This window comes from Methylobacterium oxalidis, assembly GCF_007992195.1.
Classification (GTDB): domain Bacteria; phylum Pseudomonadota; class Alphaproteobacteria; order Rhizobiales; family Beijerinckiaceae; genus Methylobacterium; species Methylobacterium oxalidis.
The window spans coordinates 1-14,346 of sequence record NZ_BJZU01000158.1; the positions used below are offsets into that span (position 1 = coordinate 1).

General features: G+C 65.7%; 14 protein-coding genes. 4 read left to right on the plus strand and 10 right to left on the minus strand.

The window, feature by feature from the left end:
- Nucleotides 1-74: 74 nt before the first annotated feature.
- The 3 genes from mdh to gloB all read right to left on the minus strand — a co-directional run bounded on the left by mdh (nucleotide 75) and on the right by gloB (nucleotide 3,068).
- Entirely contained in the window at nucleotides 75-1,037 is a 963-nt protein-coding gene (mdh, locus tag MOX02_RS27255; RefSeq protein ID WP_147028942.1) for a malate dehydrogenase, read from the minus strand.
- A 298-nt stretch (nucleotides 1,038-1,335) separates the two neighbouring features.
- Nucleotides 1,336-1,959: a TetR family transcriptional regulator gene (locus MOX02_RS27260; RefSeq protein WP_238179892.1), complete on the minus strand. Its 624-nt coding sequence runs from the start codon at nucleotides 1,957-1,959 to the stop codon at nucleotides 1,336-1,338.
- 329 nt (nucleotides 1,960-2,288) lie between these two features.
- Entirely contained in the window at nucleotides 2,289-3,068 is a 780-nt protein-coding gene (gloB, locus tag MOX02_RS27265) for a hydroxyacylglutathione hydrolase (RefSeq protein ID WP_147028943.1), read from the minus strand.
- 273 nt (nucleotides 3,069-3,341) lie between these two features.
- Here gloB and MOX02_RS27270 point away from each other — a divergent pair, with 273 nt between their 5' ends.
- The gene (locus MOX02_RS27270) at nucleotides 3,342-4,076 is read left to right on the plus strand and encodes a class I SAM-dependent methyltransferase (protein ID WP_147028944.1); all 735 of its coding nucleotides are present in this window, start codon (nucleotides 3,342-3,344) and stop codon (nucleotides 4,074-4,076) included.
- A 70-nt stretch (nucleotides 4,077-4,146) separates the two neighbouring features.
- On the opposite strand, the gene MOX02_RS27275 is transcribed toward MOX02_RS27270, so the two are convergent.
- The 5 genes from MOX02_RS27275 to MOX02_RS27295 form a co-directional block, all read right to left on the minus strand.
- On the minus strand, nucleotides 4,147-4,686 hold the full coding sequence (locus MOX02_RS27275) for a DUF1499 domain-containing protein (protein WP_170268015.1): 540 nt from the start codon (nucleotides 4,684-4,686) through the stop codon (nucleotides 4,147-4,149).
- A 123-nt stretch (nucleotides 4,687-4,809) separates the two neighbouring features.
- On the minus strand, nucleotides 4,810-5,862 hold the full coding sequence (locus tag MOX02_RS27280; RefSeq protein ID WP_170268016.1) for a hypothetical protein: 1,053 nt from the start codon (nucleotides 5,860-5,862) through the stop codon (nucleotides 4,810-4,812).
- A 205-nt stretch (nucleotides 5,863-6,067) separates the two neighbouring features.
- Complete coding sequence (locus MOX02_RS27285) at nucleotides 6,068-7,189, minus strand: cytochrome-c peroxidase (RefSeq protein WP_147028951.1); 1,122 nt, start codon at nucleotides 7,187-7,189, stop codon at nucleotides 6,068-6,070.
- Between the two features lie 117 nt (nucleotides 7,190-7,306).
- A complete protein-coding gene (locus tag MOX02_RS27290; protein WP_147028945.1) occupies nucleotides 7,307-7,882 on the minus strand; it encodes a sigma-70 family RNA polymerase sigma factor in 576 nt (191 codons plus the stop codon).
- Nucleotides 7,879-8,124, minus strand: a complete 246-nt coding sequence (locus tag MOX02_RS27295; protein WP_147028946.1) for a NepR family anti-sigma factor — start codon at nucleotides 8,122-8,124, stop codon at nucleotides 7,879-7,881. Before MOX02_RS27295 ends, MOX02_RS27290 begins: the two co-directional genes overlap by 4 nt.
- Before the next feature lie 1,134 nt (nucleotides 8,125-9,258).
- On the opposite strand from MOX02_RS27295, the gene MOX02_RS33035 reads away from it, so the two are divergent.
- The 3 genes from MOX02_RS33035 to MOX02_RS27305 all read left to right on the plus strand — a co-directional run bounded on the left by MOX02_RS33035 (nucleotide 9,259) and on the right by MOX02_RS27305 (nucleotide 13,469).
- A complete protein-coding gene (locus tag MOX02_RS33035) occupies nucleotides 9,259-9,519 on the plus strand; it encodes a DUF6894 family protein (RefSeq protein ID WP_170268017.1) in 261 nt (86 codons plus the stop codon).
- 2,451 nt (nucleotides 9,520-11,970) lie between these two features.
- Nucleotides 11,971-12,387, plus strand: coding sequence for a hypothetical protein (locus tag MOX02_RS27300; protein WP_174804976.1), 417 nt, complete (start codon nucleotides 11,971-11,973; stop codon nucleotides 12,385-12,387).
- Nucleotides 12,388-12,827: 440 nt separating this feature from the next.
- Entirely contained in the window at nucleotides 12,828-13,469 is a 642-nt protein-coding gene (locus tag MOX02_RS27305) for a L,D-transpeptidase (RefSeq protein ID WP_147028947.1), read from the plus strand.
- Between the two features lie 86 nt (nucleotides 13,470-13,555).
- Here MOX02_RS27305 and MOX02_RS27310 read toward each other — a convergent pair whose 3' ends face one another.
- On the minus strand, nucleotides 13,556-13,798 hold the full coding sequence (locus tag MOX02_RS27310; RefSeq protein WP_147028948.1) for a DUF6894 family protein: 243 nt from the start codon (nucleotides 13,796-13,798) through the stop codon (nucleotides 13,556-13,558).
- 335 nt (nucleotides 13,799-14,133) lie between these two features.
- A partial coding sequence (locus tag MOX02_RS31915) for a hypothetical protein (RefSeq protein WP_210250414.1) occupies nucleotides 14,134-14,346 on the minus strand: 213 nt, incomplete at its 5' end.

Consider the following 14,346-nt stretch of genomic DNA (forward strand, 5'->3'; position numbering starts at 1 on the left):
GGCAGCCTCGTAGGATGAAGCGGGCGGCGGGAGGAGAGAGGGCGGACGGTCCCCCGCCCGCCCCCGCGGAAGGCTCAGGCGAGCGCGGCGTTGATGCCCTTGCAGGCCTCGATCAGGCCCTTCACCGAGGCGACCGACTTGTCGAACATCGCCTTCTCGTCGCCGTTGAACGTGACCTCGAGGACGCGCTCGACGCCTTCGGCGCCGATCACGATCGGCACGCCGATGAAGAGGCCGTCGATCCCGTACTGGCCGGACAGGTAGGCGGCGCAGGGCAGCACGCGCTTCTTGTCGCGCAGGTAGCTCTCCGCCATCGCGATCGCCGAGGCCGCCGGGGCGTAGAAGGCCGAGCCGGTCTTGAGCAGGTTGACGATCTCGCCGCCGCCCTTGCGGGTGCGCTCGACCATCGCGTCGAGCTTCTCCTGGGTGGTCCAGCCGAGCTTGACCAGGTCGGGCAGCGGCACGCCGGCCACCGTCGAGTAGCGCACGAGCGGCACCATGTCGTCGCCGTGGCCGCCGAGCACGAAGGCGGTGACGTCCTCCACCGAGACCTGGAACTCGTCGGCGAGGAAGTGGCGGAAGCGGGCGGAGTCGAGCACGCCCGCCATGCCGACGATCTTGTTCGTCGGCAGCCCCGAGAACTTCTGCAGCGCCCAGACCATCGCGTCGAGCGGGTTGGTGATGCAGATGACGAAGGCGTCGGGGGCGTGGCTCTTGATGCCGTTGCCCACCGCCTCCATGACCTTGAGGTTGATGCCGATGAGGTCGTCGCGGCTCATGCCGGGCTTGCGCGGCACGCCGGCCGTCACGATCACCACGTCGGCGCCCGCGATGGCCGAGTAGTCGCTCGCGCCCGAGAACTTGGCGTCGAAGCCGTCGACGGGCGCGGATTCCGCGATGTCGAGGCCCTTGCCCTGCGGCACGCCGTCCGCGATGTCGAAGAGCACGACGTCGCCGAGTTCCTTCAGGCCGGCCAGATGCGCGAGGGTTCCGCCGATCTGCCCGGCGCCGATGAGCGCGATCTTGCTGCGTGCCATGTGTAAAGAAACCTCCGCTGCCAGAATGAAGCCTGCCGACGGCCCGATCCGGTCGAGCCGCGGGATCGGCGAGAAGCGCGCCTGTCACGGTCGCTCGCGTGGCTGGGTGTGTGGCGGAAAAGCCCACCTGCTTCAACCCGACCAAAGGTGGGGCAAGCACGCTTCGGGCCAGAGGGGAACGGCAGGCGTCGAGGAGGCGGCCGCGAAAGCTCAGCAGGCCGAAGGATTTAGGCGCGCCGCCCGCTCCGAGGCGCCGTCGGAGTGGCGAAGTGACAGATGTTAAACCCTGTCACTTCACTCACAGAATGCCTGCGCGCAGCACCCGCTGGATCGCGTGAATCACGGCGCCGAGGCGCGCCTCGACGAGGTCGCGCGGCACGTCGGAATCGTGCTGGATCGCCAGTGGATGGGTGAAGCGGTAGCTCGCGTCGAAGATGTAGGCGATGGCCCGCTCGCGGTCCCGCGCCGAGAAGGCGCCCGTCGCCATGCCCTCCTCCACGATCCGCTCCACGAGGCTGCGCAGCCGGACCCGGTGGCGCCGGGCGATGGGGCGCGCCTCGACCGTGGCGTCGAGATGGACGGCGAACAGGTTCGGCTCGTCCACGAGGGCGTCCCGCTGCACCGCCGAGAGGGCGGAGAGCAGGCGCTCGATCTTGTCGTCGGCGGGGTCCGGCCCGTCGGCGATGCCGGCGAGCCGCGTCTCGACCTCCCGCAGCCAGCGCCCGGCCACCGCGTCGAGGAGCGCGTCCTTCGACGGGAAGTAGCGGTAGACGTTGGCGTGGGTCATGCCGGCCTCGGCGGCCACCGCCACCACGGTGACGCGCTTCGGCCCCAGGCGTGCGAGATGCTCGGTCGCGATGGCGAGGAGGCGCACGTCGGCGGAGGCCGGGGCCGGCCGGGCGCGCGCCGCCGGCCCGGTCAGCCGGGCCGCGGGACGTCCGGGCGCGCGAGCGGGGCCCTGCGCTTCGTCCAGGGCGACCGGTTCGAGCCTGCCCTCGCGGATCGTCTCGGCCCGCTCGGGTTCTGCGTCGCGCTCCGGCTGCACGAAGGGAAGAGGAAGGCGGGAGGGGGAGAGATGATAAGGCGAGACGGACCCCCATCTGACCGGCCGAAGCGTACCGCGGCACGCTTCTGACGACGTGTGCGCACCCCCTCCGGGGGCCTCGAGCAGCGGCGTGTTTCAAAACCCCGCCGATGTCGTATGTTCAGTTCCGTTTGAGATGGCAACAAATTTTTCTTGAATGGTTCGGATCAGAACCGATTCTTCCACGCCCTCAGCGCCACGAACACCGCGGTCGGGTCCGCCCCGGGACTCAGTTCGACGGCGCGGGCCAGCGCCGGCTCGGTGCTGCGCAGGAAGGGATTCGTCGCCCGCTCGACGCCGAGGGTCGATGGAATGAGGAATCGGCCCTCGCGGCCCGCCCGCTCGGCCTCCTCGGCGCGCGCCTTCAAGTTTGCGTTATCGGGGTCGGCGGCCCGCGCGAACCGGGCGTTCGAGAGAACATAATCGTGACCGCTGAAGATCTGCGTCTCGTCCGGCAGGGCGAGGAAGCGGGACAGGGAGTGCCAGAGCGTCTCGGGCGGGCTCTCCATCACGCGGCCGCAGCCGAGGGTGAACAGGGTGTCGCCCGCGAACGCGATGCCGGCCTCCCGGAACCAGTAGGTCACGTGGTCGGCGCAGTGGCCGGGCGTCTCCCAAACCTGCCCGACGAGGTCGCCGACCCGCACCGTGTCCCCTTCGGCCACGGCGACGTCTACCTCGGGGACCTCCGCGCCGGCCTTGGCGGGCGCCGTCACCCGCGCGCCGGTGGCCCGCTTCACCTCGGGGATGCCCTCGACATGGTCGGCATGCCGGTGGGTGACGAGGATGTCGGTGAGCGACCAGCCCGTCTCATCGAGGACGCGCAGCACGGGCCCGGCCTCGGGCACGTCGATCGCCGCGCAGGCGCCCGTCGCCGGATCGCGCATCAGCACGCCGATGTTGTCGCTGCGGCAGAGGAAGGTACGGATCTCGGGCTTCGCGGCGGCCATGACGGATCTCCTCGTGAACCGTAACAATCCCGCGGAGAACCGGGGCCGGCGCGGCGGGTTCCGGACCGCCCGCTCGCCGGGGGCGCTTCCCTGCCCGCCGCGGGCGCTTGTCCATGGGCCGCAGGCGCTTGTCCATGGGCCGCAGGCGCTCGCCCGCTTGCCGCGGGCGTTCGGCAACCCCATTGAAGCATTCGGAGCCATTCGGCCAGGGGCTCCGCGCGGCGGAACCCGGCGTGAACCCCCGAAAGCCGCCCTTGCGTACCCGATCCGCCCATGCGTCTCGACGTCACCGACCTGCGCGCCTTCTACGCCTCGCCCCTCGGGGGCGTGACGCACCGCCTCGTCGGCCGGGCCATCCACGGGTTCCTGGGCTCCGTCTCCGGCCTGCGGGTGCTCGGGCTCGGCTACGCGACGCCGTATCTGGGTCCGGTCCACTGCATCGCCGAGCGCACGCTCGCCTTCATGCCGGCGACGCAGGGCGTGGTGAACTGGCCGGGCTCCGGGCGCTCCTGCTCGACGCTGGCCGACCCGACCATGATGCCGCTGCCCGAGGCGGCGGTGGACCGCGTCATCCTCGTCCACGCCCTCGAGGCGGTCGAGAGCCCGACCGAGCTGCTGCAGGAGGTCTGGCGCATCCTCACGCCGGGGGGCCGGATGATCCTCGTGGTGCCGAACCGCCGCGGCGTCTGGGCGCGCCGGGAGGCGACGCCCTTCGGCCACGGCCAGCCCTACAGCCGCTCGCAACTCGGGCGCCTGATGCGCGACACCCTGTTCTCGCCGGAAGGCTGGGCCGAGACCCTCTACATGCCCCCGGTGCGCGGGCGGCTGATGCTGCAGACCTCGGGCGCCTGGGAGCGGTTCGGCACCGCCCTGTCCCTCCCCTTCGCGGGGCTGCACGTGGTCGATGCCACGAAGCAGCTCTACCGCCCGGTCGCGGTCCGGCAGGTGCGGCGGGCCGCCCGCCTCGCACCCGCGCGGGTCCTGGTGCCCGCCCCCTCCCCCGGCTGACGGCCGCTTGGGCGCACGGTCGCCGAGGGTCGCGCCGCGCGGGTTCTTCCCGTTCGGTGGCCGGCGGCGATCAGGGAACCTCCGCCCGCGCCGCGATCCGCTCCAGCCAGCGGGCGAGCCGGGCGCGGTTGCCGCCGAGATCGGGCAGCGCGCCCTGGCTGCGCGCGTAGAGGGCGAGCGTCGAGCGCCCCTCGCCCGCGCCGATGACCGCCACGCTGACCGTGGTCGGCCGCCGCAGCCAGGCCGAGCGGGCGACGTAGCGGTCCTCCTCCGCCCAGCGGGCGTGGAAGACCGGCTCGGTCCGCGGCATCTCAGCCGCCACGGCCTCAACGATCGCGCGCAGGCGCTCGCCCGGCACGGGGAAGACGGGCGGCACGAGGTCCGGGGCGGCCGCGCGGCAATGGTCCGGCGGGCAGGCGAGGGCATCGACCGGAAGGGATGCCCGCCGCAGGGTCGGGAAATCGACCGCGCCGAGATCGGGCGGCCCGACCAGAAGCCACGCCTCCTCGATGCCGCCGGGCTCCGCGCCCCGCGCCACGAGGAGGGTGAGGCCCGCCGCGGCGCAGCCGAGCCCGGCGAGCATGAGGCCGATGAGAACCCTACCGATCATCGCCCCTGCCCCTCGACCTTGGCCCCTCGGCCTCGCGGTGCGCGATCTCGCGACCCCTGCAAACGTTGCGAGGCGGGCTCCCGGGAGCCCGCCTCGCGTTCCGGATGTCCATTGGCCCGCGCGTCAGATCGTCGGCAGGGCGGCGTAGCTGCCGTAGAGGAGCGCGTGGCCCACATAGTAGAGGGCGAGGAAGCTCGCCAGCGCGGCGCCGTAATAGGCCGGGGCCAGGACCACGTCGCGGCGGGTCGCCAGGGTGCGGGCGTCGTCCGCGGCGATGCCGAGCAGCACCACGATGATGCCGGAGTGTCCCACCGCGTCGAGCTTGCCGAACTCGAACACCGCCGAGATGAAGATGGCGGCGAGTACGATGGCTGCGGTGCGGCGCACCAGCGGCGTCCAGATCAGCGCGAAGGCGAGGGTGAACTCGATGACGCCGGCGGCCTTCATGAAGAGCTCGGGGCTCGCGCCGAGCGTCATGGCGGGCTTGGAGGCGAGGAGCGGCGCGGTCCAGTCCGGGTAGGCCCACTTCTCGACCGAGGCCCACATCAGGGTCACGGCGGCGGTGATCCGCACCACGTCGATGGGGCGGATGCCGAACAGGGTCCGGTCGAGCCCGGTGAGCGCCAGGTAGGCGGCGATGCCGAGGAAGACGGGGTAGTCGGCGAGGTGGAAGGCGCCGTAGGTCCAGGTCGCGAGGCCGAACAGGAACACGATGCCGAGGGCCGCGACCGGCAGGGTCCGCTTCCAGATCAGCATCGCGGCGATGCCGAGCTGCAGCCAGGACACCCAGGCGGCGTCGGTCTTCAGCTCCGGCGTCAGGATGATGCCGCCGAGGTTCCACAGCGACACGAAGAAGAAGCCGCAGACCACCCGCACGAGGAGCTCGGTGTCCGTCCTGAGGCGCGCGGTCGCCCGGTCGAGGCTGTTGAGCAGGGCGGTGCCGAGGGCCGTGCCCTCGGCCAGGCAGCCCGCCATCAGGCCGAGGAGAGCGAGCGCGACGAGCCACTCGAAGTCCGGGCAGAGGACGTTCTCAAGCCCTTCCGGCTGGCCGGCGACGTTGAAGGCGCAGAACCACTTGACGTGGGCCTGCGCCTGCACGGTGCCGACGAGCCCGAGGGGCAGCGCGGCGAGCGCGGCAAGCCCCAGTTGAGACAAGCCCTTCCTGATTTGAGACATTGGCGCCTCGGCAGCGGAGAGTTAACGATTGCTGTCCGAGATATTTACCTTGGCAGTTCCAGCGCGCGCCAACGGTTTGTTAACAAAGCTTACCGAAAGGTTAACGCTGTGAGTCATGTGCAAACCGATGCGTTCGGTTTGACTTGAAAACGTTCAGGTGATCGAGCGCCGGGCGTCGGCGCAGAGATCGGGCGGTGCGCCCGCCTCAGGGGCGGGGTGTATCCGCGGTCAGGTCAGCGAGCGCCGGCACCCGGCCGGGCTCGGACGAGAGGGTCTCGAGGAAGGCCGCGAGATCGGCCTTCTCGGAGAGGCTGAGGCCGAGGGGCCGGATGTCCGCGGAGCGGCTCGGCCGGTCGATGCCGCCGCGGTCGTAGAGGTCGATCACCGCCGCGAGGGTCGGCACCGAGCCGTTGTGCATGTAGGGCGCGCGCCGCGAGACCTCGCGCAGGCCCGGCGTCTTGAAGGCGTAGCGCAGGGCCGGCGCGTTCGGGAAGTAGCGGCCGCGGCCGATATCCGAGCCCGTCGCGGTGCCGATGTCGTGGTAGGAGCCGTCGGTGAACGACCAGCCGCTGTGGCAGGCGGCACAGTTCGCCTTGCCGTTGAACAGGTCGAAGCCGCGCTTGGCCGCCTCCGTGATCGCCCCTTCGTCCCCCCCGATCCAGCGGTCGAAGGGCGCGGGCCGCGACACGATCAGCCGCTCGAAGGTGGCGAGCGCGGCCTCCACCCGCTCCTGCGTGACGACCGGGGTGGCGCGCGACGGGATCCGGGTTTGGGCCTGCGGCAAGCCCTCCGAGGAGGTTTCGAAGGCTTCGGCGAAGGCGCGGGCGTAGTCCGCGTCCTCGGACAGCCGGCGCAGGGCCTCCGCGACCGGGAGGTTCATGTTGCCGGCCCCGGTGATGGGGAAGAAGCTCACGGATTCGAGGGTGCGGAACTTCCCGTCCCAGCCCAGGCGCTCCTGCCAGGCGAGATTGAGGATGCTCGGCGTGCGCAGCTCCATGTCGCCGCCGGAGAGATCGAGCGCCCGCCCCCGCCCGTCGCCCCAGCCGAGGGCCGGGACGTGGCAGCTCGCGCAGGAGCGGTTGCGGTCCCCGGACAGGATGGGGTCGAAGAACAGGCGCCGGCCGAGCTCGGCCTTCGCCTCGCTGTAGGGGTTCGCGTCCGGGAAGGGGATCGCGGTGGGCGCGCGGTAGTCGCGGCGCCAGGTCTCGCGCTTGGCCGCGGCGGACCGTGCGGGCGCGGTCTCGGAGGCGGGAGCGACCGCGGCCGAGTTCGACACCCAGATCAGCACGAGGAGCGACGCCAACGCGCCGCCGACCTTCCACGCCATCATCGACCTCTCCTCCGCCCTCTACGACGCAACCCGTTGAGGAACGGTGAACGGATCGTTGCGACTTGGCGCGACGGCGTGTTTCCGGATCGTGTCCGGCGCGGCGGAGGCCGCGCCTCAGCGCGGGTCGAGGGCCGCCCGCGTCAGGGCGTCGGCGCCGATGTCGCTCGTGTCCTCGAGGCCGAGCGCCTCGATCAGGCGCAGGCGCGCGCGGCTGACCCGGCTCTTCACCGTGCCGACCGCGACGCCGCAGATCTCGGCGGCCTCCTCGTAGGTGAAGTTCTGCGCGCCGACGAGGATCAGCGCCTCGCGCTGCGCGAAGGGCAGCCCGTCGAGGGCGGCCTGGAACTCCCGCATCTCGACCCGGATCTCCTGCTCGGGCAGGCTGGTGAGGCGCCCCGCCAGGACGCCGTCGGCGTCCTCCACCTCGCGCTTGCGCTTGCGCTGCTCGGAGTAGAACAGGTTGCGCAGGATCGTGAACAGCCACGCGGTGAGGTTCGTGCCGCGGCGGAAGGTGTCGGCCTTGCTCCAGGCGCGCACGAGCGTGTCCTGCACGAGGTCGTCGCTGCGGTCGAGATCGTAGGTGAGCGAGAAGGCGAAGGCCCGCAGCGCCGGAATCGCGCCGAGCAGCAGGTCGCGCATCTCGGCATCGGCGCCGTTCGGCGTGCCCACGGGTGCGGCGGCATGCGTCATCGCTGGGGCTCCTCGGGCTCGGACGGCGGGGCGTCAGGCGTGCCGGCGCGCGCGGCAAGGTCGTCGAGCAGCGCCTCGAAGCGCGCCGGAAGCGGCTGGACGAGGATCCCGGCGTAGAGGGTGCGCAGGCTCTGGCCGATGCGGCGGCGCGCGATGGGATCGAGGGGGCCCGCGCGTCGGCGAGGACCGGGCGGCGCGCCCTGGCTCGGATCGGATCGGCTGTCGTCGGGTCCGCGCGTCATCACCGCCCTGCGAGAGAGTGCGACGGCTTCGGCCTCTCTTGCGTGATCGCCGGGCCGCGCCGAGGCGGCCGGCGCGGAAAGGCCATCACCGTGTTGCGGCGGTGCTAGCGAGCAAGGATTTAACTGGTTCTGAAAGAAGCATTCATCGGATCTTCAGCGGAACAGCGGCCGAAGAACCAGAGACACTACGAAGCGGGACCGTAATGCTCCCCGCTGAGCGAAGCTTGACTTTATGTTCTTGAACGGCCGTGCTTGAACGGAAGGTGAATATCTGAGCGTGCCCGTCGGCCCTTCGGACACAGACGCTCCATGATGGCAGGGCCGCGTGGTGCCGGTGGAGAGGATCGAACTCCCGAGGAATCGACCACATGTCAGCGATTACAATGATTTAAGAGCAACCTGGAGCCACATTGTGTGAGACCCACGTGTGACCGTCAAGCCTATTCAAGCGATGCCATCTCCGACGCCCTGGATGACCTGAGTGAGGCCGACGAACGGGAGAAGGCCAAGAACCGCCTGATTACCCACGGTTACGCTCGATCTGGGCCCCACTTAACCTGGCAATGAGGATCCCGGAGCGGCTGAGCCAGTACCCGTATGTGGTGGTCCGCTTCGACTGCATCTTCTGTTCCTGGCGCAAAGGGCGTTACCGGCTTGCTCGACTAGCTGAGCGGTTCGGGGCTGAGGCTACGCTCGACCATGTGCGGGATGAGATCAGCCGGGACTGCCCAAGGCGCTATGCCGATGTGCCCTCGCGTCGAGTTGGGCGATGGGGCGAATGCTCAGACAACCATCTCCGAATTTGACGTTTGGCAAGCGTGACCATAGCGCCACAAACGCCATCTTACTGGATGCGTTCACCTGCCATCTCGCACCTTACGCATCAGGTAATGGCGAAAGCGGCAGCCAACCGCTAACCGGCTAACACAATGGCGAACATGCGATTTTTGACCCGCACCATCTGTGTGTCGTCAGACTGGAAAGAGTTAGCTCACCTTATCCAGTACCATTCCGCACGGTCAGCCTAGGTTGATACCGCTGAGTTCATCATTCATATGATTGTCCGGGTGCCCGATTCGTTCGGCCCTGCGTATAGTTCCAAAAAATCGCAGTCTATCGTTGGAAGGTCAGTTCATGACCCGGTATTTCTTTGACGTTAGCGACGCAGATTTCTCGGCCTATGACTATGATGGCACTGAATGCTCAGATAGGAATGCTGCTCTCGAAGAGGCGCTCCGTACAGCTTGCGAGATAGCCGCAGACAAGCCGCAGAAATACACACGAGGAAAGCTCCAAGTGCGCGTCCGCGATGAGTCGAAGAGCGTTGTCTTTTCATGCGCCATCGAACTCTCTGTTACGGGTCACGGTGCTAGTAAGCTCGCCACAGCGGCCTGAGTCTGCAAATACCGCCCGAGAAATGGCTCAACATGATTGTCCTGACATCCTGCCAACCTTGATGGTGAGGAGAGGGTGACTCTGGACATCACCTTCGGCCACCAGGGCAGCCTCACAAAAGCTCTTCCTCGTGATGTCTATGGATAGCCCTGGGACTTGCCTTGGTGCTGCCGGTGGTCGTGCCGAAGATCATCAGCAAGCATCCGCCGTTCAGCTTCCCGCACCATGAGCCCTTGAGCCTTCTGGGCCCAAGTTTGCCGCTGAACGATCAAGTGTCACACGGGATATTGAGGCGAGTAGCGTAACTCCGGTGACTATCGGCCCAGCAACGCAGAGGGACGCTCTATGCATCAGCCCGCTCCATACGTCCTCAAACACCAAGGGCAATGGAGGGTTGTCGTTCCAGTAAGAGGAAGGCTGACCCCCAAGACTATGCGGAAGGCACTTTGCGTCACGTGAGGCTGCACAATCCTGGCTTCTGACCGAAGAAGCTGCGCTAGACATTCTAGACTTACAGCCCGCCTCGGAAAGAAGGGGAAGAGCGTCAAGCGGCACAGAGCCGGTACTCTCCCCAAGTTTGGCCTAAGCAAAACCCTGCGGAAGTGCGTTCGTAAAGCCGTGGTTCTGCTAAGGCACATCTTTGGCGCCAGTGATGACGAAGAAGCAAGGCCATCCCTTCAGCGTTGTAGTGATCCGCTACCGGTAGGGCTGGAACCCGACTTCTCTACCTCCCTTCATGATCTCAGCCTTCTGCCGTTCACGTCTTTTCCATTCGGCATGAAGCTCAACGTCTGCGCCCAGCAGCCGTGCTCCTGATCACCAGGGCAGCCTCACCAGAGTCCTTCCCCACGCTCTCCGGGGGTTGAACCCTGGGTCCTGCCTGGGTGCCGCTGGTGGTCGTGCCCTGGTGAAGGAAAGGTGCAACGAATGGCCACGAGAGTGAGAAGCACGTCAGCGAAACAGGGGCATACTGCACCCCAACACCGCGAGTCCGGCAATCAGAAGAGCCCCGGAGATGCTCTCCAATATGGCCTCCTGTTCCGAATACCGCAGTGAGACATAAGCCGCACTTGCAGCCAGCGTAAGCAGTGAAGCGACGATCGGCGGAATAACGTTCATGTCAGCCCCCGTGGCGGAGGTGTTTACACGCCTTGGGAGAGCGAGCAAGAGGCATATCTGTGTTACCCCACTGAGGAATGCGTACTTGATCTAAGTTAATCAGTACTAGTAAGCGCTGATCGGGCTACCTAGGGTAATGACTCGGGGGTGCGCGGTCGTGATGGATCGCTTGGAGGCTGCCGAACGTTGCTGAGACCCTACGCCCCCGCTCATGATCCACAGGGTGATCGGAGGTTGGGGAGCGAAGTTCACACGCTGTCGAACGGGAGGGTCTTGTGGCTAACAATCGACAAGGTGGAGCATCTGGCACGGCCGCCGGTCAGAGTGGACGCAACACCCAACAGCAAACCGGTGGTGCGAGTGGGGTCGCTGATCAAGCCCGGGAGACTCTGCGGGACGTGAGGGACAGAGCGTCCGACACTTGGGATGATCTCTCGGAGCAGGGCACGCACTACTATCGCCGCGGGCGTCGCGCGATCAGGAACGCCGATGAGATGACGATGGCTGGCTTGGTGATGGCTGGCGCAATTGGGTTTGGTCTCGGCTGGCTCCTGTTTGCCCAACGGTCTTACTCAGGCGACTATATCCCGCGCCAGATGAGCCGCAGCAGCGAGCGTGACTACTGAGGTGAGGTCTGAGTTCGATCTAGGCTGAAGACATCAGTGGGGAGAGCGCCGAGCATCACCCTCTGCTCAACCGTGTTCTCCCCTTGTTCGTCGTAGCGGGGCTGGAAACCTCGACCACTACCTTCTCCGCCGCACTGATCACCAAGACAACCTAACTAGGCGATTCCTCGTGCTCTCCAGTCGGTCAGCCTTGAGCGGGGCATGCCACACGAAGATAGCCCCGCCTCCACGCCGATTAAGACGAAGAAGCGAGGCTATCCCCGGTAATCGCAAGTCGGAGATTTCAATCCATCTATAAGCACGGGGCCGAGACAATAGCGCCCGTGTGCTGGTTAATGCTGGTCGAGAGGCAAGGTTCCGAAGATTGGGCCGAAAAGATGCTACCATTAATCTGTGTCAAAGCTTCTGTGGCCAAGCCTGACCTAGCTCGTTGCTTGAGAGTAGCTGAGCTTGGGCGCTATGGCTAACTTAATGCCTTGCTGATGAAAGAAGATTCCGACAGGCGGGTTCGTTTCGATGCCTTACCCTTAGTTTTCCTAACCCGAGACGATTAGCATCGCTTAAAACCTCAGCCGTTACAGTGGTGACATATGGCGTCCGATTGCCGTGACCGTTTCATATTCCATCTGATCTGCTCGCATTTGTTAACGTCAGGGCGAAGCCAATACGCTAATGGCGCTCTCGTTTTGCGGCGTGTGAGTGACCTGTGACCTATTCCGGCCCTGAGTACGTGATCGATGCTCCCGACGCGGATTGGAACTTCGAGCCGTCGCGAGAGGAACTGTTCAAATCACTATGGTCTCCGCTTTACACGACTGACGCGGACGGATGGCTGACGTACTACAACGAGGCCGCGGCACGCCTGTGGGGCTATCGACCGACCTTAGGCGAGGCTCGGTGGTGTGGCTCCTGGCGTATCTTCACGTCTGATGGCGCACACCTGCCGTTAGACCGATGCCCGATGGCCGTTGCGCTCAAGGAAGGCCGAGCGGTTCGCGGTGTTCAGGCAGTGCTAGAGCGACCTGATGGTTCGCGCCAACCCTTCATGCCCTATCCAACGCCCCTCTATGATCGAACCGGAACGCTGATTGGTGGCTCCAACATTCTGCTGCCGCTCGGCTGAGCCTCGGTTGCCCCTTAGTTTTGACTGAGCAACTACCCGCATGGTCAGGGTGCGTACCTGGCAATGCCTCGTACGAGAGCGGACTCGCTCTATGAACCCAGTCTATTTGAAGGTAGAGGAAAAATCATTGCTGGAGGCGGCGTAGCTTTATGTACTACCCCTATTCGCCTATCGTTCTCCTAAGTGCTTTTCTGCCGGTTCAGTTTGCGGTTGCGTACTTTCTAGCTTGGCTTGCAGGATAGCAGCAGCGAGCAAAGAGCAACAAGACTTTCCAGTTGTTTCACCTTGGCGGCCTCTCCTCGCATAGCCGTGACACTGCCTTGGTAGCCAGAACGAACTTAGGCCTTTGGTCACAACCCACTGGCTAGCTCAAGCGGGAACCGCAAGGCTTGAACGGAGTATCACCGGAAGCGTCTAATTTCATACGGTGATTTCCTCTGATGCGTTCTCGTCTCCTGTTCGCCCTGTCGAGCTTGGTGCTTTCGGCCGTGCTTGCTCGTCCTGCATGGGCAGACGTGGCGATCAAAGTCGACAAGAGCAGCCAGCGCATGACCGTCAGCGTGGATGGTCAGCAGCGCTACACCTGGCCGGTCTCGACGGGAGCCTCACGGTACGACACGCCAAACGGAAGCTATCGACCCTTTCGCATGGAGCGGACCCACTTCTCGCGCGAGTGGGACAACGCGCCGATGCCTCATGCGATCTTCTTCACGGCACAGGGGCATGCGATCCACGGCACGACCCACGGCAGGCAGCTTGGTCGCCCGGCATCACACGGCTGCGTCAGGCTCTCGCTCCGAAACGCTGCCACGCTCTTCAGCCTTGTTGAGGCCCAGGGTCTGGCAAATACGCGTGTGACCATCGAGCGTAGCCATCCACTCATAGCGAAGCGCCAAGATAAGGGCGTCAAGGTTGCCCGGCAGAGGTCTCGTGACGACACTGCTGGGGTCAGATCGGCAGGGATGCGGTTCGGCAATCCGCCTCGCGAGACCTACTATTATCCGGTGACGGTGAGCCGCCCTGAGCCAAGCCTCTACACATATGAACCAAACGGCGCTTCTAACGGCGGGCACGATTGGTGAGATCCGCTGAGGGCTGTTGAGGAAGAGAGCAACGGGTTCGACCCCACTGCTCAGTTCTTTGCTGTACTCCCTAGACTTCTACCAGCTTACTGCACCTTCGCGCCGAGAGCTTCCGAGAAGGGTAGGGTCATCAAATAGCGATCCTTCTTATCGGTGATCACTATCTTGAACTGGTGAGGATCAAGTCTCTGTCTCGCCAGCTCAGCCGCCATCCTCGGGACGTTATGATACGCCAGGAGGTAAGCAGCCTCGACACTCTCCAGCTCGAAGCCCGTCTCATCCTGTTGCAGCCCCAAGGGGCCATACAGATGGAGGTAGAACGATGGCACGACGCGACTCGCCTCTGTCCTACTGTGAACTCTTGAGACAACGGAATGGATCAGCCGTGAGTGTCACCGCAGGATACAGCGAGGTCATTATGTTTGCCGACTGCTCATTATCGAGCCCCTAGGCGAGGCTGAAGTCAGCACGTAAGCGGAAGCCCGCATCTGCTCAGCGAGAAAGCGGCGCAGCTCGTGGAAGGGCGAGGACATACAAGCCTTACAGCCTGCCCTGGGGAGAAGGGGAAGAGCGCCAGCGAAGGTGTGCCGGTACTCTCCCCATGTTTGACCTCGGTGCCTCCGAAAAGGTCGCTCGTACAGCCGTGCTTTGCCTCTGGGGCTACTCAGGCATCCATGGCAGCTCCGCTGCCGCTGATGAGGCTGCCCTGGTGCTCAGATGCGATCCTAGAGGCAGATAGCTTCTCGGCTTTGCGTCTCTCCTTGAACGGGTAAGGCTCGTAGCTTCCCAGGGTCGGCCCATCTCGGCCGTTCTCGACAACAGTCAGCTTTGCGGCTGAGCCGATGGTCGACTGGAGCGAGGCATGGGCTGAACCCGG

Coding starts and splice junctions, on each gene's coding strand:
- MOX02_RS27295 (WP_147028946.1), bottom strand. CDS start 8,124: ATGACGCGCGGACCCGACGACAGCCGATCCGATCCGAGCCAGGGCGCG.
- MOX02_RS27275 (WP_170268015.1), bottom strand. CDS start 4,686: ATGATCGGTAGGGTTCTCATCGGCCTCATGCTCGCCGGGCTCGGCTGC.
- MOX02_RS33035 (WP_170268017.1), top strand. CDS start 9,259: ATGACCCGGTATTTCTTTGACGTTAGCGACGCAGATTTCTCGGCCTAT.
- MOX02_RS27290 (WP_147028945.1), bottom strand. CDS start 7,882: ATGACGCATGCCGCCGCACCCGTGGGCACGCCGAACGGCGCCGATGCC.
- gloB (WP_147028943.1), bottom strand. CDS start 3,068: ATGGCCGCCGCGAAGCCCGAGATCCGTACCTTCCTCTGCCGCAGCGAC.
- MOX02_RS27280 (WP_170268016.1), bottom strand. CDS start 5,862: ATGTCTCAAATCAGGAAGGGCTTGTCTCAACTGGGGCTTGCCGCGCTC.
- MOX02_RS27305 (WP_147028947.1), top strand. CDS start 12,828: ATGCGTTCTCGTCTCCTGTTCGCCCTGTCGAGCTTGGTGCTTTCGGCC.
- mdh (WP_147028942.1), bottom strand. CDS start 1,037: ATGGCACGCAGCAAGATCGCGCTCATCGGCGCCGGGCAGATCGGCGGA.
- MOX02_RS27285 (WP_147028951.1), bottom strand. CDS start 7,189: ATGGCGTGGAAGGTCGGCGGCGCGTTGGCGTCGCTCCTCGTGCTGATC.
- MOX02_RS27270 (WP_147028944.1), top strand. CDS start 3,342: ATGCGTCTCGACGTCACCGACCTGCGCGCCTTCTACGCCTCGCCCCTC.